20 protein-coding genes are annotated in these 23,024 nt (G+C 66.3%); 13 read left to right on the plus strand and 7 right to left on the minus strand.

Annotated features, from left to right (window positions below; all coding sequences use genetic code 11):
* Positions 1–146 precede the first annotated feature (146 nt).
* Complete coding sequence (lpxC, locus tag ASD87_RS10355) at positions 147–1,070, plus strand: UDP-3-O-acyl-N-acetylglucosamine deacetylase (protein ID WP_056320776.1); 924 nt, start codon at positions 147–149, stop codon at positions 1,068–1,070.
* 204 nt (positions 1,071–1,274) lie between these two features.
* Here lpxC and ASD87_RS10360 read toward each other — a convergent pair whose 3' ends face one another.
* Positions 1,275–1,682: a DciA family protein gene (locus ASD87_RS10360; RefSeq protein ID WP_081101088.1), complete on the minus strand. Its 408-nt coding sequence runs from the start codon at positions 1,680–1,682 to the stop codon at positions 1,275–1,277.
* 129 nt (positions 1,683–1,811) lie between these two features.
* On the opposite strand from ASD87_RS10360, the gene ASD87_RS10365 reads away from it, so the two are divergent.
* The 9 genes from ASD87_RS10365 (at position 1,812) to ASD87_RS10405 (ending at position 12,362) form a co-directional block, all read left to right on the plus strand.
* The gene (locus tag ASD87_RS10365; RefSeq protein ID WP_056322654.1) at positions 1,812–2,786 is read left to right on the plus strand and encodes a M23 family metallopeptidase; all 975 of its coding nucleotides are present in this window, start codon (positions 1,812–1,814) and stop codon (positions 2,784–2,786) included.
* A gap of 190 nt (positions 2,787–2,976) precedes the next feature.
* Entirely contained in the window at positions 2,977–5,712 is a 2,736-nt protein-coding gene (gene secA, locus ASD87_RS10370; RefSeq protein WP_056320781.1) for a preprotein translocase subunit SecA, read from the plus strand.
* A gap of 18 nt (positions 5,713–5,730) precedes the next feature.
* A complete protein-coding gene (locus tag ASD87_RS10375; RefSeq protein ID WP_056320784.1) occupies positions 5,731–6,450 on the plus strand; it encodes a VOC family protein in 720 nt (239 codons plus the stop codon).
* Between the two features lie 196 nt (positions 6,451–6,646).
* Positions 6,647–7,408 carry a GntR family transcriptional regulator gene (locus ASD87_RS10380; protein WP_056320787.1) on the plus strand — a complete coding sequence of 254 codons (762 nt, stop codon included), beginning with the start codon at positions 6,647–6,649 and terminating at the stop codon, positions 7,406–7,408.
* Positions 7,408–8,394: a tripartite tricarboxylate transporter substrate binding protein gene (locus tag ASD87_RS10385; protein ID WP_056320789.1), complete on the plus strand. Its 987-nt coding sequence runs from the start codon at positions 7,408–7,410 to the stop codon at positions 8,392–8,394. The genes ASD87_RS10380 and ASD87_RS10385 overlap by 1 nt, the downstream gene beginning before the upstream one ends.
* Positions 8,395–8,462: 68 nt before the next feature.
* The gene (locus ASD87_RS10390) at positions 8,463–10,157 is read left to right on the plus strand and encodes a thiamine pyrophosphate-binding protein (RefSeq protein ID WP_056320792.1); all 1,695 of its coding nucleotides are present in this window, start codon (positions 8,463–8,465) and stop codon (positions 10,155–10,157) included.
* A gap of 176 nt (positions 10,158–10,333) precedes the next feature.
* The gene (locus ASD87_RS10395) at positions 10,334–11,113 is read left to right on the plus strand and encodes an SDR family oxidoreductase (protein ID WP_056320795.1); all 780 of its coding nucleotides are present in this window, start codon (positions 10,334–10,336) and stop codon (positions 11,111–11,113) included.
* A 17-nt stretch (positions 11,114–11,130) separates the two neighbouring features.
* Positions 11,131–11,589 (plus strand): Lrp/AsnC family transcriptional regulator, encoded by a 459-nt coding sequence (locus ASD87_RS10400; RefSeq protein ID WP_056320797.1) that lies wholly within the window; start codon positions 11,131–11,133, stop codon positions 11,587–11,589.
* A gap of 161 nt (positions 11,590–11,750) precedes the next feature.
* Positions 11,751–12,362: a gamma-glutamylcyclotransferase gene (locus tag ASD87_RS10405; RefSeq protein ID WP_056320800.1), complete on the plus strand. Its 612-nt coding sequence runs from the start codon at positions 11,751–11,753 to the stop codon at positions 12,360–12,362.
* A 5-nt stretch (positions 12,363–12,367) separates the two neighbouring features.
* Here ASD87_RS10405 and pagP read toward each other — a convergent pair whose 3' ends face one another.
* The 4 genes from pagP to ASD87_RS10425 all read right to left on the minus strand — a co-directional run bounded on the left by pagP (position 12,368) and on the right by ASD87_RS10425 (position 16,141).
* On the minus strand, positions 12,368–12,922 hold the full coding sequence (gene pagP, locus ASD87_RS10410; RefSeq protein WP_056320803.1) for a lipid IV(A) palmitoyltransferase PagP: 555 nt from the start codon (positions 12,920–12,922) through the stop codon (positions 12,368–12,370).
* A gap of 133 nt (positions 12,923–13,055) precedes the next feature.
* Positions 13,056–14,528 (minus strand): magnesium transporter, encoded by a 1,473-nt coding sequence (gene mgtE / locus ASD87_RS10415; RefSeq protein ID WP_056320805.1) that lies wholly within the window; start codon positions 14,526–14,528, stop codon positions 13,056–13,058.
* Between the two features lie 10 nt (positions 14,529–14,538).
* Complete coding sequence (locus tag ASD87_RS10420) at positions 14,539–14,949, minus strand: acyl-CoA thioesterase (protein WP_056320808.1); 411 nt, start codon at positions 14,947–14,949, stop codon at positions 14,539–14,541.
* Between the two features lie 97 nt (positions 14,950–15,046).
* On the minus strand, positions 15,047–16,141 hold the full coding sequence (locus ASD87_RS10425) for a YeiH family protein (RefSeq protein ID WP_230965007.1): 1,095 nt from the start codon (positions 16,139–16,141) through the stop codon (positions 15,047–15,049).
* A gap of 115 nt (positions 16,142–16,256) precedes the next feature.
* On the opposite strand from ASD87_RS10425, the gene ASD87_RS10430 reads away from it, so the two are divergent.
* Positions 16,257–17,147, plus strand: coding sequence for a LysR family transcriptional regulator (locus ASD87_RS10430; RefSeq protein WP_056320812.1), 891 nt, complete (start codon positions 16,257–16,259; stop codon positions 17,145–17,147).
* 7 nt (positions 17,148–17,154) lie between these two features.
* Here the strand turns inward: ASD87_RS10430 and ASD87_RS10435 are convergent, their stop codons facing one another.
* Positions 17,155–18,351, minus strand: coding sequence for a M20 aminoacylase family protein (locus ASD87_RS10435; protein WP_056320815.1), 1,197 nt, complete (start codon positions 18,349–18,351; stop codon positions 17,155–17,157).
* 77 nt (positions 18,352–18,428) lie between these two features.
* Here ASD87_RS10435 and ASD87_RS10440 point away from each other — a divergent pair, with 77 nt between their 5' ends.
* Complete coding sequence (locus tag ASD87_RS10440) at positions 18,429–20,129, plus strand: AMP-binding protein (RefSeq protein WP_056320817.1); 1,701 nt, start codon at positions 18,429–18,431, stop codon at positions 20,127–20,129.
* Positions 20,130–20,138: 9 nt separating this feature from the next.
* Here ASD87_RS10440 and ASD87_RS10445 read toward each other — a convergent pair whose 3' ends face one another.
* Entirely contained in the window at positions 20,139–21,014 is an 876-nt protein-coding gene (locus ASD87_RS10445; protein WP_056320819.1) for an inositol monophosphatase family protein, read from the minus strand.
* A 136-nt stretch (positions 21,015–21,150) separates the two neighbouring features.
* Here ASD87_RS10445 and mnmD point away from each other — a divergent pair, with 136 nt between their 5' ends.
* Positions 21,151–23,022, plus strand: a complete 1,872-nt coding sequence (gene mnmD / locus ASD87_RS10450; RefSeq protein WP_056320822.1) for a tRNA (5-methylaminomethyl-2-thiouridine)(34)-methyltransferase MnmD — start codon at positions 21,151–21,153, stop codon at positions 23,020–23,022.
* The last annotated feature ends 2 nt before the right edge of the window (positions 23,023–23,024 follow it).

Raw genomic sequence — 23,024 nt, forward strand, 5'->3', positions numbered from 1 at the left:
TGCACGATAAATAAGGGACGGAGGTATACATCGGTCTGCGCGCCCAGTTTGGATGGCGGCACGGATCGGACAGCGTTACAATACTTCGGTTACGCCGGCAATACGTACTTATCTTGCCGGCTTCCGGGTTCAAAATTCCAAGTCTCATGTTCCGACAGCGCAGCATTCAGAATCTCGTCCGCACGACAGGCGTCGGCGTCCACTCAGGACGGCGGGTGGAGCTCACCCTGCGTCCGGCACAGCCCAACACCGGCATCGTCTTTCACCGTGTGGATCTGCCGCAGGTCGTCGACCTGCCCGCGCAAGCCACGGGCGTGGGCGATACCCGCATGGCTTCCGTGCTGCAGCAGGGCAATGTCCGCGTGTCGACGGTGGAACATCTCATGTCGGCGCTGGCCGGCCTGGGCATCGACAACCTGCACGTCGACCTCACTGCCGAAGAAGTCCCCATCATGGACGGCAGCGCGGCGACGTTTGTGTATTTGCTGCGCTCGGCGGGCATCGTCGAGCAGAACGCGCCCAAGCAATTCATCCGCGTCCTGAAGCCGGTAGAAGTGCGCGAAGGTGAAGGCCGCAACGAGAAGTGGGCGCGCCTCGAACCCCATGAGGGATACGCGCTGGCCTTCTCGATCGACTTCCGCCATCCCGCCATCGACTCGACGGCGAACTTTGCGGAAATCGACTTCGCCACGCACTCGTACGTGCGTGAGATCGCGCGGGCGCGCACCTTTGGTTTCGTGAATGAAGTCGAGGCGTTGCGGTCGATGGGCCTGGCCCGCGGCGGCAGCCTGGACAACGCCATCGTCATGGACGAGTACCGCGTGTTGAACAGCGACGGGCTGCGTTACGACGATGAATTCGTCAAGCACAAGATCCTGGACGCCATCGGCGACCTGTATCTGCTTGGCAAGCCGCTGGTGGCGCGCTATGTGGCGTGCAAGTCGGGCCACGGCCTGAATAACCAGCTGGCCCGCGCGCTGCTCGAGCAGCGCGACGCCTGGGAAATCGTCACGTACGAATCGCAGGCAGAAGCGCCGCAGGCGTTTCGCCACGAATGGAAGCTGGCCTGACGCCAGCTTGCCCTTGAACCCGCGCCCGGGGCCTGACCCCGACTCCGCGCGGGTTTCTGTTTGGATTCCTGCTTAAGGACGGCACTGGCCGTCATCCCCTGGCGCGATAGTCGCAAACCGGTAGCAGACCATGTGGCCATTGGTCTGAAAAGTGGGTTTCGTGACGTTTCCAGCCCTGCCAGTTGCCGGACAAAGCCGGTCGGCTCAGCTACTCTTGTGGTGCTTCAAGAGCTTGGCGACGGCGTCGGCCAAAGGACCCGGCCGCAGATTGCCGTGTAGCGTTTCGAACGCGCCCAGGGCCTTGTCGCCCAGGGGTTGCGCCTCTTTGGGAGGGCGCGGCTGACGGGAGCCAGGCTTGGGCAAACCCGCTTGTACCTTGATGGCAATTTCGTTAAGGTTCCAGCCTTGATCGGCCAGCGACCGCGCAATGCGCGGCGCCAATTGACGCATCTTGGCCGCGTGCGCGGCCGTGGGCACCACCAGGTGCAGGCACAGGTTTTCCAGCTTGGCGACCTGGCACACGGCACCCAGCGGAGCGGGCAACACCGCCGCCACCGCATACTGAATTTGCAGATGCTTGCGGGCAGTCGCCAACACGCCGGCGCCCCGCATGTCATGACCCAGCCATCCCAGGGCGGTATTTTCTACGCGCCGGCTGGAACTGGAACGTTGACGGTATGAAGCGGGTCTATTCATGCCGGCTTTAAAAGATTTAGGAAGCAAACCTTGAAGATCGTGATTATGCACGCCCGCGAAGGGCAGGACGGGCATTTCACCCTGGGCGGCGCGCGACTGGCGTTGTTTCTGGGGGGCGCCTTGATTACCGCGGCCATTTTTGGCGCCGCGCTTCAACGATACATCACTCCCATCCTTCCCGCCGTGCACACGATGGGTTGGCCGCTGTCCGAACAGCCCGGACGCGACGCCGATTTCCTGCGTGAAAACATGAACTTGCTGGCTTCGAAGGTGGGGGCGCTGCAGGCCAAGCTGGTCAGCATCGACGGCTTGGGCCAGCGCGTGGCCAAGGTGGCGGGCGTGGCCTACACCGACCCGGAACTGGCCCAGCAGCTTGCGTCGGCCGCGCCCGAAGCGCCGGCCCACCCGGAGGCCACGCAGGTCATGGACGATCTGTTCACCGACCATCCGCCGCCCACCGCGGCGTCGGCCGAGGCGCTGGGCCGGCAGCTTGACGAGATCCAGGCGCGGCTCTCGCAGCAAACCGACAACCTGAAGCTGCTGGACGCCGCGCTCACCAAGCGCTCGGCGGATCAGGCGCGCATGCCGACCGCCATGCCCATCACCGATTACCCTTATCTGACGTCCTCGTATGGCTGGCGCCGCAACCCGGTGACGGGCCGGTCGGCCATGCACGAAGGGCTGGACTTCGCCGCGCCCTCGGGCACGCCGATCCTGGCCGCCTCGGGGGGCGTGGTCCTTGAGGCCAAATGGGCGCCCGGCTTTGGCAACATGGTCGAGATCGATCACGGCGACGGCCTGATCACCCGCTACGCGCATGCGTCTTCGCTGCTGGTCAAGCAGGGAGATCTGGTCGAACGCGGCCAGCAGGTCGCGCGCGTGGGAAGCTCCGGCCGTTCCACGGGTCCGCATCTGCATTTCGAGGTCCGCCTTGCCGGACAGCCGCTGGATCCGCGCCTGTTCCTCGGTCCCCAGCAACAGCCGGCGCCGCCCGCCGTCGCGCAAGCCGCCGCGCCGTGAACCCACGGCGGGTTGGCCGGTCAAACCGGCCAACAGTGATACCCTGGTCATAGGTCCAGGCTATTACGCTTCAGGTGCGTTAAACTGGATCGTTTCCCGGCGGACTCCCGCTCAACCAATAACATCAAGTCACGGGTGATGCCACGCACGCTTTGGCGGTGCGGCATGGCTTGTGCGGCCGACAATACGCATGGTTTCTCTGCTCAAAAAACTCATAGGTAGCCGCAACGATCGGCTGCTTAAGCAGTATCGCAAGCTGGTAACCCAGATCAATGGGCTCGAACCCAAGATCGCCGCGCTCTCCGACGCGGAACTGGCGGCCAAGACCGACGAATTCCGTTCCCGCCACGCCCAGGGCACGTCCCTGGACGATCTGCTCCCCGAAGCTTTCGCCGTGGTGCGCGAATCGGGCAAGCGGGTCTTCGGCATGCGGCACTTCGACGTGCAGATGCTGGGCGGTATCGCCCTGCACAACGGCAAGATTGCCGAAATGCGCACGGGCGAAGGCAAGACGCTCATGGCGACGCTGCCCGTCTACCTGAACGCGATCGCCGGCAAGGGCGTGCACGTGGTCACGGTGAACGACTACCTGGCCCGCCGCGACGCCGAATGGATGGGCCGGTTGTACCGCTTCCTGGGCATGTCCACGGGCGTGGTCGTGCCGCAGCAGCCGAACGAAGAAAAGAAGGCTGCCTACGCCGCCGACATCACGTACGGCACCAATAACGAATTTGGCTTCGACTACCTGCGCGACAACATGGAATTCCGTGTTGAGGACCGCCGCCAGCGCGCGCTGTTCTACGCGATCGTCGACGAAGTGGACTCGATCCTGATCGACGAGGCCCGCACGCCGCTGATCATCTCGGGTCAGGCCGAAGACCACACCGAACTCTACGTCCGCATGAACGCGGTGCCGCCGCTGCTCAAGCGCATGGCGCACGAGCCCAAGCCGCAGGAGCCGGAACCCGAAGGCGATTACTGGGTCGACGAAAAGAGCCAGCAGGTCTACCTGTCGGAAGCCGGCCACGAACACGCCGAAGGCATTCTTGCCCGCCTGGGCATCCTGCCCGAAGGCGAATCGCTGTACGACCCGCGTCACATCGCGCTGATGCACCACCTGATGGTGGCGTTGCGCGCCAACACCCTGTTCTTCCGCGACCAGCAGTACGTCGTGCAGGACGGCGAAGTGGTGATCGTGGACGAATTCACCGGCCGCCTGATGGTGGGCCGCCGCTGGTCCGATGGCCTGCACCAGGCCGTCGAGGCCAAGGAAGGCGTGAAGATCCAGCACGAGAACCAGACGCTGGCGTCGATCACGTTCCAGAACTACTTCCGCATGTACGAAAAGCTGTCCGGCATGACCGGCACGGCCGACACGGAAGCGTACGAATTCCAGGAAATCTACGGGCTTGAAACGGTCATCATCCCGACCAACAAGCCCATGGTCCGCAAGGACCAGAACGACCAGGTCTTCAAGACCGACGGCGAAAAGTACAACGCCATCCTCGAAGACATCCGTGACTGCCACGAGCGCGGTCAGCCCGTGCTGGTTGGCACGACCAGCATCGAGAACTCCGAGCTGCTGTCCGGCCTTCTGAAGAAAGCCAAGCTGCCGCACGAGGTCCTGAACGCCAAGCAACACGCCCGCGAAGCCGAGATCGTGGCCGAAGCCGGCAAGCCGGGCCACATCACCATCGCCACCAACATGGCCGGCCGCGGCACCGACATCGTGCTGGGCGGTAGCGTCGACAAGCAGGTCGACCTGATCCGCGCCGACGAATCGCTGTCCGAAGCCGAGAAGACCGCGCGCATTGAAAAGATCCGCGCGGAATGGAAGCCGCTGAACGAGCAGGTCAAGGCGGCAGGCGGCCTGCGCATCATCGGCACCGAGCGCCATGAATCGCGCCGTATCGACAACCAGTTGCGCGGCCGCGCCGGCCGCCAGGGCGATCCGGGCTCGTCCCGTTTCTACCTGTCGCTGGAAGATTCGCTGATGCGCATCTTCGCGGGCGACCGCGTGCGCGCCATCATGGAACGCCTGAAGTTGCCCGAGGGCGAGCCCATCGAGGCCGGCATGGTCACGCGTTCGATCGAGACCGCGCAGCGCAAGGTGGAAGGCCGCAACTTCGACATCCGCAAGCAATTGCTGGAATACGACGACGTCGCCAACGACCAGCGCAAGGTGCTGTACTCGCAGCGCAACGACGTGCTGGAAGCCGCCAGCGTCGGCGCCACCGTGCACAACCTGCGCGACGCCGCGGTGACCGACCTGTTCAACACGTACGTGCCGCCGGAATCGGTGGAAGAACAGTGGGACATCCCCGCGCTGCAAAATGCGCTGGAAGGCGACTGGCACCTGCATCTGCCGCTGACGGAGATGCTGGAAAAGGAACCCAACCTGAACGACGAGGAACTGCGCGAACGCGTGGTCGCCGCGGCTCGCGATGCGTACCAGGCCAAGGTCGACCAGGTGGGCGAGGAATCGTGGTCGCAGTTCGAGCGTTCGATCATGCTGCAGGCGATCGACACGCACTGGCGCGAGCACCTGTCCGCGCTGGACTACCTGCGCCAGGGCATTCACCTGCGCGGCTATGCGCAGAAGAATCCCAAGCAGGAATACAAGCGCGAAGCCTTCGAACTATTCTCGGGCATGCTGGACCGCGTGCGCGACGATGTGGTCAAGGTGCTGATGACGGTGCGCGTGCAGTCGTCCGAGCAGGTCGAGCAGGCCGAAGCCGAAGCGGCGCAACCGCACGTGCAGAACGTGCAGTACCACCACTCGGACTACGACGAGGCGCTGGCGTCCGACGCGCAGGAATCGGGCGCTCAGCCCGCGCGCAACGCCATGCCCAAGGTCGGCCGCAACGATCCGTGCCCGTGCGGCAGCGGCAAGAAGTACAAGCAGTGCCACGGTAAGCTGATCTGATAAAAGGGGTTAGCCTTCATGCTGCATTCCGTCGGCCGCACTGAATTCGACCACGCCGTCGTCATGGTGCGCGACCGGCTGGATGCGCTGGCGCCCCATTACGAACGGCAGGGCTTTCACCTCAGCGACAAGGCCGTGCACAACCTGGGGTCGTGCAACCGCCTGATCGTGCTGGAAGGCACGTACGTCGAATTGCTGGGGTGGCCGCCCGGCGCGCCGCCCGCGCGCAAGGAAATTGCCGATTCGCCCTTTGGCCTGGAAGCGCTGGTGTTTCGCACCTATGACGCCGAGGCCACCTATACGCGGTTGCGTGAGGCCGGCTTTGCCGTCAACCCCGTGCAAGAGCTGACCCGTCCGGCCATGCTGGACGGCCAGGAAGTTCAGGCCCGATTCCATACCGTGCGCTTTGCCGAGCAACCCTTGCCCGGCATCCGCATGTATTTCTGCCGTCACCTGACGCCCGAGTGCGTCTGGTCGCCGGCATTGATGGCGCATCCCAACGGGGCCCGCAGCCTGCATCGTATCGACGCGCGCGCGGCGGACGCCCGAGGCGTGGCCGAGCGCCTGGCGCTGGTGGCCGGGGTGACGGCCGAAGCCGCCACCGGCGGTTGGGACGTGCCGCTGGCGAACCTGCGCATTCATGTCCAGCAGGACGATGCGGCGCAGACGCCGGTCTTGTCCACCCTGACCCTCGAAAACCGCGACGGCGCGCATTACACGCTGGATACGGGTTTGTAAGCTACCCGCGTATGCCTGCCCGTCGATCGGCCCGCCGCTTTCCGGCGGGCTTTTTCATGCCTGTCGTTCCCTTGGTGTCCGCGCAGTGAGACGGCGCAGGTCTTGCGCGCTTGGGGCAAACCCGGGTTGCCGCGTAAAGTGTATGCACTTTAGTATGCACTTCATCCCGAGTGGAAATTTGCCCACGCGATCCGGTATGACGCTCTCCCAACCCTCGACGCGACCCGCTCCCCGCGCCGCCCGCACGTCGGCCGGACAGGCCGAACTGTATGGCGCCGTCAAGGCGATGGCGGTGCGTTTCGAATTCAAACCGGGCGAACGCATCAACGAGGTTGAACTGGCGCGCCGCCTGAACGTCAGCCGCACGCCGCTGCGCGAAGTGCTGAACCAGCTGATGGTCGAGGGGTTCCTGACGCGGTCGGTCAACCGCGGGTTCATCGCGCGGTTGCTGGATGCCAAGCAGATCCACAGCCTTTACGAATATCGCGCGGTGCTGGAAGCCGGCATCGTGCGGGCCGCGTGCGAACGCGCCACCGACGAGGAACTGGCCAGTCTGCGCGCCTTTGTCGAGCGTTCGCGCGACGAACCTGAAGACAGCGATGCCGCCAGGCTGCTGGAACTGGATGAAGCCTTTCATCTGGCGCTGGCGCGCTACTCGCGCAACGAGGAATTCGTGCGCGCACTGGAAAGCGTCAATGCGCGCATTCATTTCGTGCGCTGGATCGACATGCAGCAGGGCCGCCGCAGCCACACGCAGGGCGAGCACCTGCGGATCGTGGATGCGCTGGAGCGGCGCGATCTCGACGCGTTGCCCGCCCTCATCAGTGCGCACATCGGCCGGCGGCTGGACCAGATCACCGACGTCATACGCACGGGTTTTTCTACCATTTACATGCGGGACCAGGCCGAACCCGCCAAGGCAGTGCCGGCCAACACCACAACAGCAGGGGAAAACTGATGAATAAAACGATCAAGCGGACGCTGGCGGCGGTATGCACGCTGGCCGCGGCAGGGGGCGCTTTTGTCGCCGCGCCGGTGATGGCCGAGGAACGGCCGCTGATTCTCGTCGTGCCGTATCCGCCCGGTGGCAGCACCGACATCCTGGCGCGGATCCTGCAGCCGCGCCTGTCGCAGCAGATGGGCGGCCGCGCGGTGGTCGTCGAAAACCGTCCGGGCGCAGCCAGCCAGATCGCGACCGCATTCGTGGCGCGGGCCGAGCCGGACGGCAACACGCTGCTGGTCAGCTTTGACAATCACGGCATCAATCCGGCCGTGAAGCCCAAGCTGCCCTATGACACGTTCAAGGATTTTGTCGCCATCGGGCAGACGGTGCGCTTTCCGCTCGTGATCGGCGCGAATCCGAGCGTGCCTGGGGACAACCTGAAGGACTTCCTGGCGGCGGCCGCCAAGCAGCCGCCCAACAAGTTCAACTACGCCTCCACGGGCGTCGGTTCGCTGAACCACCTGGCGCCGGAAGAACTCAAGCGGTTGTCCAAGGTCGAGCTGTTGCACGTGCCGTACGGCGGCGGCGGACCGGCCATCCAGGCCGTGGTCGGGGGCCAGGCCAACATGACGTGGCTGAGCTTTGCGGCGCTGCGCGGCCAGATCCAGGCCGGCAAGATCAAGCCGCTGGCGGTTGCCGGCGAGAAGCGCCTGCCCGAACTGCCCAATGTGCCGACCGTGGCCGAATCGGGCTTTCCGGGCTTTGTCGCCTATTCGTGGAGCGGCATGTTCGCGCCCAAGGGCACGCCGCCGGCCACCGTCAAGAAGCTGACGGCTGATTTCCAGGCGGTGCTGGCCGATCCCGAGATCAAGAAGAAGATCACGGAAGCGGGCTTTGAGATCGTGGCCTCCGATGGCCCGGCGCTGGATGCGTACGTGAAGTCGGAATACGACCGCTGGAGCGCCTTCATCAAGACCAGCAACATCAATCTGGATAACTGAACGGCGTCGGTCCGGCGCGGCGGCAATGCCGCCGCTGCGGGCCGGCTCCTGAATTACGTGGAGATGACATGGAACACATGAACGGCGCCGAAGCGATGGTGCGGATGCTGCAACACAACGGCGTCAAACACATTTTCGGCCTGTGCGGCGACACCACGCTGCCGCTGTATGACGCGCTGTACCGCCTGGATCACGGCATGCAGCACATCCTGACGCGCGATGAGCGCAGCGCCGGCTACATGGCGGATGCCTACGCCCGCGTGACGGGCAAGGTTGGCGTGTGCGAAGGCCCCAGCGGCGGCGGCGCGACCTATCTGCTGCCGGGCCTGGTCGAAGCCAACGAATCGTCGATTCCCGTGCTGGGCATCACGTCGGACGTGGCTGTCGGCTCGCGCGGCAAGTACCCGCTGACCGAACTGGACCAGGAGGCGCTGTACCGCCCGCTGACCAAGTGGAACCGCACGATCGATCGCGCGGACCAGATTCCGGGCATGGTGCGCGCGGCCTTCCGCGCCATGACGACCGGCAAGCCCGGCTCGGCGCACCTGTGCTTTCCCTATGACGTGATGAAGCAGCAGGTCGATGCGTCCGATGTCTGGGCGCAGCCCGAGCACGGCAGCTTCCCGGCCATGCGCTTTGCGCCGGACCCCGCCGACGTGGCCCGCGCGGCGCAGCGGCTGGTGGCCGCGCGTTCGCCGGTCATCATCTGCGGTGGCGGCGTGGTCATCGCCGGTGCCAGCGGCGCGCTGCAAGAATTGGCCGAGTCCCTGAAGGCCGCGGTCTGCGTGACGGTGAGCGGGCAGGGCAGCCTGGCCGACACCCATCCGCTGAACGCGGGCGTGGTGGGCTCGAACGGCGGCGTGATGGCGACGCGTGATGTGGTGGCTGCCGCCGACGTGGTGCTCTTCGTGGGCTGCCGTGCGGGGTCGACCTCGACCGAGCATTGGCGCTTCCCGAATCGCGATGTGCCGATCCTGCACATCGACATCGACCCGATGGTGATCGGCGCCAACTACCTGACCGAAGTCGGCCTGGTTGGCGACGCCAAGCTGGCGCTCGAGGCGCTGTCCGCCGAAGTGCAGGCGCGTATCAAGCACCGGCCCTCCGATGCGGCCGACGGCGCCGTGCTGGCCGGCCGCGCGAAGGCCGCGCGCCGCGCGCAGCTTGAACCGCTGGCCGCCAGCCTGGATGCGCCGATTCTGCCCGAGCGCGTGGTGCAGTCGCTGAACCGCCTGCTGCCCGACGACGCGGTGGTGTGCGCGGATCCTGGCACGCCGTGCCCGTATTTTTCGGCGTACTACGATGTCTCGCGCCCGGGCCGCCACTTCATCACCAACCGCGCTCACGGCGCGCTGGGCTTTTCGATGTCGGCGGCGCTGGGCGCCTGGGTCGGCCGTCCGCAGTCCAAGTGCGTGTCGGTGATGGGCGACGGCAGCTTCGGCTTTACGGTGGGCGAGCTGGAAACCATCGTGCGTCACAAGGCGCCGCTCTTGATGGTGGTGTTCTCGAACTCGGTCTATGGCTGGATCAAGGCAAGCCAGAAGGCCGGTTACGACAAGCGCTACTACAGCGTGGACTTCAACCGCACCGACCATGCGCGCATTGCCGAAGCCTACGGCGTGAAGGCATGGCGCGTCGAGGATCCGTCCAAGCTGGACGCGGCGATCAAGGCCGCCATGGAACACGATGGCCCCGCGCTGATCGACGTGGTGACGCAGCCGCTGCAAGACGCCGCGGCGCCCGTGAGCCAATGGATGGGCTGATGCGCTAGCCGCATTCGCTGCATTGCCGATGGGGCCTTTCGCGGGGCCCCATTTTTCTTGGCCGGCCGGATTAGAAAAAAATTCCACGCCGGCGGACGCGCTCCTATACTGGACCGCTTCGGAGCGGCGGGCCGCGGGCGCCCGGCGCCGTCAACGCGACAGCAGAGGGGGCGGGCATGGACCTGGGGATCAGCGGCAGAAAGGCACTGGTGTTTGGCGGCAGCCGCGGCATGGGGCGCGCCTGCGCCTTGCAGCTTGCGCGCGAGGGCGTGGCGGTGACCATCGCGGCGCGCAATCCGAAGACGCTGGAGGAAGCCGCCGCCGAGATATCGCGAGAGACCGGCACCGGCGTGGGTTGGGTGTCCGCCGACCTGACGCTCCCGCAGGGCCGCGACGCAGCCATGGCCGCCTGTCCGCATCCGGACATCCTGATCAACAACGCCGACGGCCCGCTGCCGGGCGACTTCCGGGACTGGTCGCACGACGACTGGATTGCCGCGCTGGACGCCATGATGCTGGGGCCGATCGACATGATCCGCCGCGTGGTGGACGGCATGGTCGAGCGGCGCTTTGGCCGGATCGTCAATATCGTGTCGCGTAGCGTGAAGGCGCCGCACGCCGAGCTGGGCCTGTCCAATGGCGCGCGCTCGGGCCTGATCGGCTTCGTGGGCGGCCTGGCGCGCCAGACCGTGCGCCACAACGTCACGATCAACAACCTCTTGCCCGGTGCCTTTGCCACCGATGCGCAGATCCGGCACATCCAGGGCATGGTGGAGCAGGGCGGCAAGACGTTCGAGCAACTGTGGGACGAGCGGGCGCGCAGCAATCCCGCCGGCCGGTACGGCCAACCCGAGGAACTGGGCGCGCTGTGCGCTTACGTCTGCTCGGCCCACGCCGGCTACATGACGGCGCAGAATCTGCTGATCGACGGGGGCGGTTACCCCGGGACCTACTGATGGCATCGAAAACATCCATGGATCAGACGGACCTCAAGATACTCGCGCTGCTGCAAAAGGACGCCACCTGTTCGGTCGCCGAAGTGGCCGAGCAAGTGAACCTTTCCGTGACGCCGTGCTGGCGCCGCATCCAGAAGCTGAAGGATGACGGCGTCATCGCGCGCAACGCCATCCTGCTGGACCCGCGCGCGCTGGGTTTGAACCTGACGGTGTTCGTGTCCATTCGCACCAGCCAGCACAACGAGAAGTGGACGCAAAGCCTGATCAACGCGGTGATGGCGTTGCCCAACGTCGTCGAATTTCACCGCATGGCGGGCGACGTCGACTATCTGCTGAAGGTGGTGGTCGAGGACATGGCGGCCTATGACCGCTTCTACCGCCGGCTGATCGGGGCCGTGGACCTCCTGGACGTCAGCGCCAGCTTCTCGATGGAAGTCATCAAAAGCACCACGGAATTGCCCCTGAACGCGGTGTAGGCGCGCGGCGCGCAAATTTTTTTCTGGCGTCCGCGCCGCCGCGGATGCAAATTTCTTTCTGCGTGTTGCGCGGGCCCAATCTGGCAATGCTTTTGCGTGAGGGGCGGCGTAGGATATCGCTCACTCCAGTCTTGGAGTGATTTGGGATATCAGAGGACCCTATGTCGTTGGCAGTGCCCGCCGGCTGCGCCGGATTGCAGAAAACGCGGCAAGCAGCATCGGTGGATGACCTGCTGGCCGGCTGGAACGGCGTCGACGACCTGTGGGTGTTTGCCTACGGTTCCCTGATATGGCACCCCGGCTTTGCCTGGCGCGAACGGCGCCTGGCCACGGTGCGGGGCTATCATCGCTCGCTCTGCCTGTGGTCGCATGACCACCGCGGATCGCCGGACAATCCGGGGCTGGTGTTCGGCCTGGACCGTGGCGGCTGTTGCCGGGGCGTCGCGTTTCAGATCGCGGCCAGCGACGTGCCGCAGGTCTTTCAGGCCTTATGGCGGCGCGAGATGGTCACGGGCGCCTACAGCCCGCGCTGGCTGACCTGCCACACGGACGATGCGCCCGTGCGCGGACTGGTGTTCCTGTTGAACCGCGCCTGCCGCGAGTACGCAGCCGACCTGTGCGACGACCGCCTGCTGGCGTCCGTGCGCAATGCGGTCGGGCATTCCGGGCCCTGTCTGGACTACGTGGTGGAAACGGCGCGTGCGTTGCGCGCGCACGGCATCGACGACTGGCGCCTTGGAGACCTGGTGCGCAAGTTAGGCCATGCGTTCTGAGGCGGTCAGAATTGCCAGCGGCCGAACACGAACAGCACATTGCCGGCGCCGCTTGAGCCCGGGATGTACGTGGCGTAAAGCATGGCGTCCTTGTAGCCCGCGCTGACCAGCGGCAGGATGCCGGGAAAGGGCACGTAGCTCATGATGTCGTGGCGCGCGGTGAGGAACACCGTGTAGCCCGCGCCAAGCCGGAAGTTGTCGCTGACCTGGCCGATTTTCAGAAAGCCGTAGCCGGCAATGGGCTGCACCTTCGAATGCGAGTCCAGAAACGCCATCGCGTACAGTCCCTGCCAATCGCCATCCTCGTCGTAGATGCTGCGACCGTAGCCGCCGCCCCAGGCCAGTTCACGGAAGCTGTCAATCTTTTCGGCGCTGTACTTGGCGCGGTTGTGCCAGGCGTAGCCGCTGACATACAGGTCATTGCCGCCTTCGGTCCAGATCTGGTCGATGCGGTTGCACGCGGACTTGGCCCATGAGGGCATGTCGTCGCAAGCGTGGGCGGTAACGGTGAAGACGGACAACAGCAGGCAGAACAGCGCGGCTCGGAGTCTGGTGGTCATGGCGGCCCCAGGGAAAAGATGACAGTTCCGTTACTGTAACGGAGGGCGTGTCGTCTTCCCTGTCAGTGGACTGTCATTCCCGCGCATTCGGGGATATTGCCGCCAGATCCGGCGGCGTGTCGTGGCGGGGGCGCTACAACAGAAAGATGGTGGCCAGGCCCAGGAAAATGAAGAAACCCAGCGAATCGGTGGCGAAGGTGAGCAGCACCGACGAGCCCATCGCCGGGTCCTTGCCGAATCGTGCGCGCACCATGGGCACCAGCACGCCGACCGATGCGCCGACCAGCATGTTGCAGATCATGGCGGCCATCATCACCAGCGCGATGGACACGGAGTGCGAGATCACCCACGCGAACAGGGCGGCCACCACGCTGCCGCACAGTCCCACCAGCAGTGTCACGAAGAGCTCGCGCTTGACGAGCTGCCACAGGTTGCGGCCCGTGATGCGGCCCATGGCCAGCGCCCGGATGATGAGCGTCATGGTCTGGTTGCCGGAGTTACCGCCGATGCCCGCCACGATCGACATCAGGAAGGCCAGGATGACGATCTGGCTGACCGTGCCTTCGAACTGCGATGCCACGAACGACGCCGTGGCGGCGGTACAGAGATTGAAGAGCAGCCACGGCGCACGGTTGCGCAGCGCGGTGCTGACGGGGGCGAAGATGTCTTCTTCCTGCAGACCGGCGCGCGACAGCGCCTGCTCTTGCGAGTCTTCGCGCATCACGTCCACCACGTCGGCGATGGTGACGCGGCCGATCAGCCGGCCCTGGTCGTCCATCACGGGGGCGGACACCAGGTCATAACGTTCGAAGGCGCCGGCCGCGTCGGCGTCGGAATCCAGCGGGTTCAGCGTCAGGAAGTCGGAATTCATGACTGCCCGCACTTCGGTTTCGGGCTCGCTGACCAACAGGCGCGACAGCGGCAGGATGCCCTGCAGCTTGTCCTGGCGGTCAACGACGAAGATCTGGTCGGTGTGGTCGGGCAGTTCGTGCAGCCGGCGCAGGTAGCGCAGCACGACCTCGAGCGTGACGTCCTCGCGCACGCGCACCATCTCGAAATCCATGATGGCGCCGACGCTGTCCTCCGGATAGCCCATGGCTTCCAGGAGCTGCGCGCGTTCTTCCTCGGTCAGGCCCTTTTGCACTTCCGCCACCACGTCGGGCGGCAGGTCGGGCGCCAGGTCGGCGAGCTCGTCCGCGTCCATGCTTTCGGTCGCGGCGACGAGGTCCTGGCGGTCCATCGCCTCGATCAGCGATTCGCGGACCCAGTCTTCGACTTCGAGCAGGACGTCCGCGTCGTGCTCAGGGCTGACCAGCTTCCAGATCGCCTGGCGCTCGTCCTTGGGTAGCGATTCGAGGATGAAGGCGATGTCGGCGGGGTGCAGGCCGTCGACAAGCGTTTTCAACTCGGCTTCGTGCTGGCGGTGCACCAGGTCTTCGACCAGGGGCGCCTTGGCGTCGCCTTCTTCCTGGCGGTGAACCAGTTCTTCGACGAGGTGCTGGCGCCGCAAGCGCTCCTGGACTTCCGCTAGGGCGGTCTGGGCGTCTTCCGGGTCGAGGCGGCGGGGCGTCGCGGGCGGTTTCTGCGCGGCGGCGGACTGCGTCATGCGTTACGGCTCAAAGTGTGGGGAGAGGGCGGCTGCGCCGCGCTTCGTCGGTGGCGACGTAGGTCAGCGTGGCCTCGGTGACCTTGACGACTTCGGCGTCCAGGCGCTGGCGTTCCGCGTAGACCTCGACGGATACCGTGATGGACGTGGTGCCGGTCTTGACGATGGCGGCGTAGAAGCTGAGCAGGTCGCCCACGAACACGGGCTCTTTGAACTGGAAGGCATTGACCGCCACGGTGGCCACGCGGCCGGCGGCACGGCGGGCGGCAGGGATGGACCCTGCGATGTCTACCTGGGACATGATCCAGCCGCCAAAAACGTCCCCGTGGATGTTCGCGTCGGCCGGCATCGGCATGACGCGCAACACCGCGTCGCGATGGGCTGGCAGAGTCGTAAACGGGGTTTTGGTGCTGGAGGTCATGCGGCCGACTCCAATGCTAGAGAACCAGCCGATTATGCAGGAAAAACGCGACGGCGGCGTGCGCGTTGACGCCCGCCGCCGTCGCCTTGCGTGGTCATCAGGTCGCCAGCTTGACGATCCCGTAGCCGCCAACCAACAACCAGACGTAAAGGATGAAGCCCAGGGCCATGACACGCGGGCCGGCCTTGCGGATCTGGGCGAAGCGGGTTTCGATGCCCAGCGCGGTCATGGCCATGGTCAGCGCGAAGACGTCGAGCCGGCGGATGGCGGCGACGATATCGGCGGGAATGATGTTCAGGGAATTGACGATGGCCAGCGCCAGGAAGCCCACGGCGAACCAGGGGATGGGCAGCTTTTGACCTTTGCCCTGGCCGCCGCCCGCGTGCGAGGCGGCGCTGCGCAGGTACATGCCCAGGATCAGCAGCACGGGCACGAGCAGCGCCACGCGGGTCATCTTGACGATGGTGGCGACTTCGGTCGTGGCGGGGTCGATGTTGCTGGCCGCGCCAACCACCTGCGCCACCTCATGGACGGTGCCGCCAATATAGATGCCGAGCGCCTGGGTATCGAAGTTCAGCCAGCCCGCGTGATAGAAGACCGGGTAGAGGAACATCGACAGCGTGCCAAACAGCACCACGGTCGCCACGGCCACCGCGCTCTTGTGGGGGGCGGCGCGCAGCGTCGGTTCGAAGGCCAGCACCGCGGCCGCGCCGCAGATGGCGCTGCCGGCGGCGGTCAGCATGGCCGTGTCGCGATCCAGGCCCAGCAGCCGTTGGCCGACCACGGTGCCGATCAGCAGCGTGCCCACCACCACGGCCACCGAGACCGCCAGGCCCGGCATGCCCACGGCGGCAATCTGCTGGATGCTGATGTTCAGGCCGTAGAAGGCAACCGCAATGCGCAGCAGGCGGCGCGCCGTGAAGTTCACGCCCACGCCCCAGTCTGCGGGCATGGTGCCGCGCAGGAAGTTGCCGTACAGCATGCCGACGACGATGCCCACGACCAGCGGCGAGAAGCCTAGTTGGCGGATGAAGGGAAGATCGGCCAGTTGCATCACTGCGCCGGCCATCAAGCCCACGAACAACACGCCATTGAGCTTGTCGCGCCAGGGCGTGGCCGCGGCAGCGGGCGCAGCCGGGGCGGCAGCAGGGGTGGAGGGAAGCGGAACGGCGGTGGTGGTGGAGGTATTCATTACTGGCCCTTTGGGCATAACTACATAACTAGACGAAATATTAGATCCGGCCGTATTATTTGAAAAATCTTCAATCTAAATATTGAATATCAGAAAATCTGATATCAGGTCGCTCATGACGCCGGATCAATTGCTTACGTTCGCCGCGGTCGCCGATACCGGCAATATCAGCCGCACCGCCCAGGCGCTGCATTTATCGCAGCCGGCGGTTTCGGGCCAGCTGCGCGCCTTGCAGGAGTGGTTTGGCGAGCCCCTGTACCGCCGCAGCGGCCACGGCATCGCGCTGACCGAAGCCGGCGAACGCCTTGCCGAGCAGGCGCGTCAGCTGAGGCAGGTGTACCGGCAGGCGCAGGCCGTGCGGGAATCGTGGCGCGGACTGGAAACCGGCGCGCTGCGGCTGGGCGCCAGCACCACGCCGGCCAGCTATCTGCTGCCCCGTCTGGTTGCGGACTTTCGCCACGACTTCCCCGCCGTGAGCCTGCACCTGTCCGATGGCAACACGCGCGAGATCGTCGAGCGCCTGCCCGCGCTGGATCTGGCGTTCATAGAAGGGGATGTGCCCGCCGGATTGCCTGCCGATACCGCGGTGCATGCGTGGCGCCAGGACGAAGTGGTGGCAATCGTGCGGGCCGATCATGCCCTGGCGCACAAGGGCGCCGTGACGCTACGGGATCTGGCGGCCTCGCCGCTGGTGATGCGTGAACCGGGTTCCGGCGTGCGCCGGCTGGTGGAACGGGCCTTCAGCGATGGCGGGTTGGCCCCGTCTGTCGGCCTTGAACTGGCCGGGGTGGAAGGCGTGAAGCAGGCCGTGCGGGCAGGGTTGGGCGTGGGTTTCGTGTCGGTGATGTCGATGCGGCACGAAGACGGCGCGCTGGCGGCGCTGCGGCTGTTGCCCAAACCGCTCACGCGGACCCTGAGCATCCTGGTGCCGCACGCCGATGCCGCCGCCCGCGCCGCCGAGCGCTTCCTGGCGATGTGCCTGGCGGTCGGCGGGCAGGAGGGCTAGGCCGGTCTCAGGCCTTGGCCAGCCGCTTGAGCGCGAGCTGCACCCAGTACGTGCCGCCCAGCGGCAGCAGATCGTCGTTGAAGTCGTAGCTGCCGTTGTGCAACATGCAGGGGCCCAGGCCGTGGCCGCTGTCGCGGTGCTCGCCGGTGCCGTTGCCGATCCAGACGTAGCAGCCCGGCAGTTCCTGCAGCATGAAGGCGAAGTCCTCGGCGCCCATGGTTGGCTGCACGTTCGCGTTGACGTTGGCGTCGCCGACGATGTCGCGGAGCACGTCGGCGCAGAACGCCGCTTCCTCGGGGTGGTTGATGGTGGGCGGATAGTTGCGCTGGAAGGTGAATTCGACCTCGCAGTCCATCGCCGCGCTGGTGTGGCGCGCGATTTCTTCCATACGGCGTTCGATCAGGTCCAGCACGTCCAGCGTGAAGGTGCGCACCGTGCCGCGCAATTCGGCATGGTTGGGCACCACGTTGTCGGCGCTGCCCGCATGGATCTGCGTGATGCTGAGCACGGCCGCGTCCAGCGGATTGCGGTTGCGCGTGACGATGGTCTGCAGCGATTGCGCCATCTGCACCGCCGCCATGACCGGGTCGATGCCCAGATGGGGCATGCCGGCGTGCGTGCCCTTGCCCTTGATGACGATCGAGAATTCGTTGCTGGACGCCATGATGGGGCCGGGCGTCAGGCCGAACTGGCCGGGCTTCATGCCGGGCCAGTTGTGCATGCCGAACACCGCTTCCATCGGGAAGCGCGTGAACAGGCCGTCGTCGATCATGCGCTTGGCGCCGCCGCCGCCTTCTTCGGCGGGCTGGAAGATCACATAGACCGTGCCCGCGAAATCGCGGTGCTCGGCCAGGTATTGCGACGCGGCCAGCAGCATGGCGGTGTGGCCGTCGTGGCCGCACGCGTGCATCTTGCCGTCGTTCTTGCTGGCGTGCGCAAACGTGTTGGCTTCCTGCATGGGCAGCGCGTCCATGTCGGCGCGCAGGCCCACCGCGCGATCGCCGGGCTGGTTGCCGCGGATGATGCCCACGACGCCGGTGCCGCCCAATCCGCGATGGATTTCGATGCCCCATTCCTCGAGCTTGGCCGCCACCACATCGGCGGTGCGGAACTCTTCGAAGGCCAGTTCGGGATGCGCGTGGATGTCGCGTCGGATCTTGGAAATATCCTGGTGCCAGGCAACGATGGGTTCAAGGAGTTTCATGAGCGAACTCGGGGGGAATAGGGGGAACGGACAAAGGGTATCATCATTCAAAAATCAATTTAATGGAGACAAATACCATGACGCGTCCGTGGCTTGCTCAGTATCCCCAAGGCGTTCCTGCGGAGATCTCCACCGAGGAATATTCCTCGCTGACCGACTTGCTGGACCGGGCCTGCAAGCGGTACGCGACGCGCATCGCCTGCACGGCGATGGGCAGCGACATCACCTATGCGCAGCTGGACGGGCACGCGCGCGCGTTCGCGGCCTGGCTGCAAGGGCTGAACCTTGAAAAGGGCGCGCGCGTCGCGCTGATGATGCCCAACGTGCCGGCCTATCTGGTGTGCATGCTGGGGGCGCTGCGCGCGGGCATGACGCTGGTGAACGTCAATCCGCTCTACACCGCCGATGAATTGCAGCGCCAGTTGCTGGACAGCGGCGCGTCCGTCATCGTCATCCTGGAAAACTTTGCGCATACCTTGCAGCAGGTCGCCGATCGCGGCGAACTCAAGCACATCGTCGTGACGGGGCCCGGCGATCTGCTTGGCGGCCTGAAGGCGCCGCTGGTCAACCTGGCCGCGCGCTACATCAAGAAGATCGTGCCGCCGTGGCGTATCGACGGCGCGCTGGCGCTGCCCAAGCTGCTGCACGAGGGCGCGCATCTGCCTTTCAATCCGCCGGCCATCTCGATGGACGACGTGGCGGTGCTGCAGTACACGGGCGGCACCACCGGCGTGCCCAAGGGCGCCATGCTGTCGCACCGCAACCTGGTGGCCAACGTGCTGCAGACCGAGGCGGTCGCGCAGCCGGTCGTGCACGACATGGCGGACCAGCAGCTCACCATCATCAGCGCGCTGCCGCTCTATCACGTGTTCGCCATGACGGTGTGCGGTCTTTATGCCCTGCACGCGGGCATGCGCAACGTGCTCATCATCAATCCGCGCGACCAGCCTTCGCTCATCAATGCGTGGCGCAAGACGCCGGTGAATGTGTTTCCCGGCGTCAATACGCTGTTCAACGCGCTGGCGCACAACGAGGACTTTGCGCGCCTGGACTTCTCGGGCCTGCGGCTGACGCTGGGCGGCGGGATGGCCGTGCAGCAGCAGGTGGCCGAGCGCTGGCTGAAGATCACGGGCCGGCCGCTGATCGAGGGCTACGGCCTGTCCGAGACGTCGCCGGTGGCGACGGTCAATCCCACCAACGCCACCGCGTATTCCGGCTCCATCGGGCTGCCGCTGCCGTCGACGGACGTCGCGATCCTGGACGATGCCGGCAACGAGGTGCCGCTCGGAGAACGTGGCGAGGTCGGGATTCGCGGGCCGCAGGTCATGCTGGGGTACTGGCGCAAGCCCGACGAGACGCGTAATTCGATGACGGCCGATGGGTTCTTCCGGACCGGCGACATCGGCATCATGGACGAGCAGGGCTACACCCGCATCGTGGACCGCAAGAAGGACATGATCGCGGTGTCCGGCTTCAAGGTCTACCCGAACGAGGTCGAGGCCGCGGTCGCGCAGCATCCGGGCGTGCTGGAATGCGCGGCGATCGGTGTGCCGGACGAGCACTCCGGCGAGGCGGTCAAGGTGTTTGTCGTGAAGAAAGACCCGTCGCTGACCGAAGCCCAGGTGCAGCAATGGTGCAAGGACAAGCTGACGGGCTACAAGCGGCCGCGCTTCGTTGAATTCCGCGACGAGCTGCCCAAGAGCAACGTGGGCAAGATCCTGCGCCGCGAACTGCGGCCTGACGCGCAGGCCGCGGCGCCCGCGAAGACGTCCGCCTAGCGGGGCGCCTCAGCCTTGCTTGTTCAGGTGAGGCGCAATCATTTCGTGCAGCGCGCGTTCGATGGCGGGATTGCCCGCCACGACGCGCCCGCCGATCGGCCAGGGATCCTGCTTGTGCATGTCGGTGCACACGCCGCCCGCCTCGCGCAGGATCAGCGTGCCCGCGGCCACGTCCCAGGGCGCCAGGCCCATTTCCCAATAGCCGTCGTACCGGCCGCAGGCGGTCCAGGCCAGGTCCAGCGCGGCCGCGCCCATGCGGCGCACGCCGCGCGCGCGGTTGATGGCGTCGTGCAGCATCGGCATGTATTGCGCGGCGAACGAAAAATCGCGGAACGGAAAGCCCGTGGCCAGCACGGCGTCTTCGATCGTCTGCGTGCGCGAACACGAGATGCGGCGGCCGTTAAGCCACGCGCCCACGCCGTACACGCCCGTAAAGAGCTCTTCGCGGCTGGGGTCGTAGACCACACCGATGACCGGCGTGTCTTCGGCCAGCGTTTCGTTGGCGGACATCGTGGTGCCGGCATGCGCGATCAGGGCGATCGACACGGCGTAGTGCGGGATGTCGTGCAGGAAGTTGGTGGTGCCGTCGAGCGGGTCGATGTACCAGGTGGCCACGCCTTGGGCCTTGCCGCCCGTTTCCTCGGCGACGATGCCGAATTTGGGGGTGCGGGCCTTCAATTCCTGGATGATCGCGGCCTCCGCCTCGCGGTCCGCCTGGGACACGAGGTCGTTGCGGGCCTTGCGATCGATCACGAGATCGGCGCGATGGTGCGCGTAGGATTGCAGGATGGCTGCGCCAGCATGAGCTGCCGTGACGGCCGCGTCGATCGCGGCGCACAGGTCGATGGGCGATGCCAGCGATTGGGGCTGATCGTAGGTATCCATTGGTTCAGTGTAAGCCCACCAATGCGGCAAACCTGTAGCAAACGGACTAATCCCTTCGCCGCGTGGTGCGCATCCAACGCGAACGGCCATGTGGCCGGATAATTCGCGCTTCATCATGTTTGTATCTTTGGGCTGAATGTCTGTGACTTATGTTCCGCTGGTCCCCGCAACGGGGGATGTCGACGCCGACGGCAGGCTGGTCAGCGCCGTTTATGGGGACGTCTACCACTCCCCGTCCGGGGCGATGGGCCAGGCCGAGCACGTTTTCCTGCGGGGCAACGGACTGCCGGAGCGCTGGCGGGGGCGCGCGTCGTTCACCGTCTGCGAGACGGGATTCGGGCTGGGGCTGAACTTCCTGGCGCTGTGGAAGGCCTGGCGCGATGACCCGCAACGGCCGGCGGCGCTGCATGTCGTCTCGATGGAAGCGCACCCCTTTTCGGGGGACGACATGGCCACCTTGCTGGCGCGCCATGCGCCCGAGCCGCTGGCCGGCATGGCGCGCGCGCTGGCCGCGCAATGGCCGGCGCTGCTGCCGGGGTTGCACCGGCTGGAATTCGAGAACGGCGCCGTCACGCTGACACTGGGCTTTGGCGACGCGCAGGCGCTGGCCCCCCGGCTGGGCGCGCGGGTGGACGCATTTTTCCTGGATGGCTTTGCACCCGAGCGCAATCCGCAGATGTGGGCGACACCGCTGCTGCGCGCCCTGGCCGATCTGGCGGCGCCAGACGCCACGGTCGCCACCTGGGCGTGCACCGGCGAACTGCGCCGCAATCTGGCCGACGCCGGCTTTGACGTGAGGCGCGCGCCCGGTTTCGGCGGCAAATGGCATATGACAGTGGGGCAGGTCCGCCAGGCGGGAACTGCCGCGCAGCCCGCGGCGGTCTCGTCCGGACAGCATGCCGTGATCGTGGGCGCCGGCCTGGCTGGCGCGGGAATCGCCCACGCGCTGGCGCTGCGCGGGTGGCGCGTCACCGTGCTGGACGCGGGGCGCGCGCAGGGCGCGCCGGCCCATGCCGGCCACCTGGCCGCCGCGCTCACGCCGGTCGTGGCGCGTGACGACAACGCGCGGGCGCGGCTGTCGCGGGCGGGCAGCGAAAGGGCGCTGGCGCGCTGGCAGGGGCTGCCGGGGGGCGCGGCGCCCCGGGTCTGCGGCACCGTCCAGGTCGAGCGCGACGCCGGCCGGTCGGCGGCGCTGGCGGGCACCCTGGAAGCGCTGGCATTTCCGGCGGACTGGGTGCGCCAGGTGACGCGGGAAGAGGCTGGCGCGTTGGCCGGATTGCCCGTGGCGCGGGGCGGCGTGTTCTTTTCACAAGGCATGCTGGTGCAGCCCGGGCTGTTGATCGAGGCGCTGCTGGCCGCGGCCGGGGCTGCGGTGATTGCGGGACGGGCCGACCGGGTGTCGCCCGCAGGTCAGGGCTGGCGGGTGCAGGATGCGTCGGGGACGGAACTGGCCCGGGCGGACACCGTGATCCTGGCCAATGCCGCCGGTTCACGCGAGGTACTGGCGGCCAGCGGCCTGCTGGACCCGCTGCCACGCGTCGCCCAGATGCACGCGCTGGCCGGCGAGGTGACGCTGATCCCCGCGGCGGCCCTGGACGGCGGCCCGCGGTGCATCGTCGGCGGCGAAGGCTATCTTCTGCCGGATATTGGCGTGGGCTGCGTGGTCGGCAGCACCTATGTCCATGGCGCCGCCGAGGCCTCGGTGGGCGCCGAAGGGCAGCGTGTCACATTGGGCAAGGCGGCGGGGCTTCTTGCCGGCCACTTCCCGGCATTCGACGCGCTGGTTCCGGGCGATCTGCCCGGCTGGGCCGGATGGCGCGCCGTCCGGCCGGGCCGTCTGCCGGCCGTCGGCGAGCTGCCCCACGCACCGGGTCTGTGGCTGGCCGCCGGCTACGCGTCGCGCGGATTGTCGTGGTCGGCGCTGATGGGGGACCTGATCGCCGCGCGTCTGATGGGCGAACCGCTGCCGCTGGAGACCGATCTGGTCCAGCTTGTTTCACCACGATGAAA

It is taken from the genome of Achromobacter sp. Root170 (genome assembly GCF_001428165.1).
Taxonomy (GTDB): Bacteria; Pseudomonadota; Gammaproteobacteria; order Burkholderiales; family Burkholderiaceae_B; genus Achromobacter; species Achromobacter mucicolens.